The sequence below is a fragment of the Mesorhizobium sp. M1E.F.Ca.ET.041.01.1.1 genome (genome assembly GCF_003997355.1).
GTDB lineage: Bacteria > Pseudomonadota > Alphaproteobacteria > Rhizobiales > Rhizobiaceae > Mesorhizobium.
In genome coordinates, this window is the sequence record NZ_RZSL01000870.1 from 1 (window position 1) to 1,912 (window position 1,912).

Sequence of the window (1,912 nt, forward strand, 5' to 3'; positions counted from 1 at the left end):
GTTTCCAGCGCCTCCATGAAATCCGGATCGAGCCCGCCGGTGACGCCTTGGTAGACGCGCGAGGAATCGATGAACCGGTCGCAAAGCACGATCGTGCCGCGTTCGACGGCCGGCCGGATCACCTGCTCGACATGGTCGGCGCGCGCGGCTGCGAACAGGATCGCCTCCATCTTCGGGCCGAACGGTTCGGCCGCACCCGACAAAAGCACATGTCTCACCGCTTCGGCGCCCGGCGAGCCGCCCGGCTCGCGCGTGACCAGAACTTCGTACTTCTTGGCGCGCATGCGCCGCGCCAGCCGCTCGATCTGCGTCGACTTGCCTGCTCCTTCGCCGCCTTCGAAGGTGATGAAAAATCCGCTCGCCAATCGAGAATACCTTTGCCCGCGCTGGCCGCTGTCATAGCTCCCGTCCGACAAAAGGTCCACGAGCCTGCCCGATCACAAATGTTTCTGACGCAGCCAGCCGACAGCGAGTTCCTTGGCGGCGTCGAGCGCGCGCTGCGGCAGCGTGCCTACCTCGACCTTCTCGGCGGCGAAAAGCGGCGTCCGCTGGCTCAGCGTGTCGCCTATCCAAACGCGCAGCTCGCCGACCGGTTGCCCCTCCTCCACCGGCGCCGCCACCGGACCGTCATAGACGATCTTGGCGGTCAGCTTGTCGCGGTTGGCTATCGGCAGAAAGATGTCCACCGGGCCCTTGGCTTTCAAGGCCACGCCGGATTGGGCACCGCCGAAGACCTGCGCTTCGCCGACAACCTCGTCCTTGGCGAAGATCTCGGTCTTCTGGAAGGAGCGCGAACCCCAATCGAGCAGCTTGCGCGCTTCTTCGGAACGCTCGCGATCGTTCGCCAGCCCGCTCAGCGCCGCGATCACGCGGATGCCGTTGTGGCTGACCGTGCCGACAATGCCGAAACCGGCGGTTTCGCTCGCCCCGGCCACGAAGCCGTCGGCATCGATACCCATGGCCAAAAGCGGATTGCGGTTCCGCTGGGAGATCTTGTTCCAGGTGAAATCCGGCTGGCCGTAATAGTGGAAGAATTCCGGATAGTCGCGCCACAGATGCAGAGCCAGCATCGTGAGCTCGCGCACCGTCGTCTGCTGGCCGTCTGCAGGCAACCCGGTCGAATTGACGAAGGTCGATTTCGCGAGGCCGATTTCGCGGGCGCGTTCCGTCATCTGCGCCGCGAAATTCGCTTCCGAACCGGCCATGCCTTCGGCAAGCACGATGCAGCCGTCATTGGCGGCCTGCACGGTCACGCCCTGGATCAGATCCTCGATGCGGACCGCCGATTTGAGCTTGGCGAACATGGTCGAGGTTCCGGATGGCGCGCCGCCGGTGCGCCAGGCGTTTTCGCTGACGACGAAAGTGTCGTCGAGCGTCATCCGCTTCGCCTTGAGAGCGTTGAAGACCACCTCCATCGTCATCAGCTTGGCCATGGAAGCCGGCGGGATCGGCTTGTCGGCATCCTTGGCGAAAAGCACCGTGCCGGTATCGGCATCGATCATGAACGCCTGGCTCGCCTTGGTTTCGAAAAGCTGCGCGCTCGCCGGCACCGCGCAAAACAGCATCAGCGCCAATCCCACAAGTCCGGCGAAAGGCTGAAAGACGCGGAACTGCATGAATGTCGACCCGATCAGAGCAATTCCAGGAAAAGCGCCAAGCGGTTTCCCGTCCGGAATTGCGCAAAGAATACCCCAGCGAGGCCAAGCTATCAGGGTTTTTTCGGCCGTATCAACGGCGCGCGCGAAATTGATCAGTTTCGCACAACCAATGCGTCCGGTGCGCCGTGCGACCAGGCCGCCTGCAGCACATCGTCGATGCTGCCATGGCCATCCGGATAGACGTTGACCGCATACCAGTCGTCGCCGTCGAGCTCGGTGCGCTGGATTTCGGTCCTGCCGAACGGCTCGAGGGC

General features: G+C 63.5%; 2 protein-coding genes and 1 pseudogene. All 3 read right to left on the reverse strand.

Going from position 1 to position 1,912, the window contains the following annotated elements; translation table 11 throughout:
- The coding region (tmk, locus tag EOA38_RS35245; protein WP_127301387.1) for a dTMP kinase at positions 1–365 on the reverse strand (365 nt) is incomplete at its 3' end.
- A 72-nt stretch (positions 366–437) separates the two neighbouring features.
- Positions 438–1,616 carry a D-alanyl-D-alanine carboxypeptidase family protein gene (locus EOA38_RS35250; RefSeq protein WP_127301388.1) on the reverse strand — a complete coding sequence of 393 codons (1,179 nt, stop codon included), beginning with the start codon at positions 1,614–1,616 and terminating at the stop codon, positions 438–440.
- Positions 1,617–1,750: 134 nt separating this feature from the next.
- Positions 1,751–1,912: pseudogene (locus EOA38_RS41180) on the reverse strand (septal ring lytic transglycosylase RlpA family protein); the annotation flags it as partial.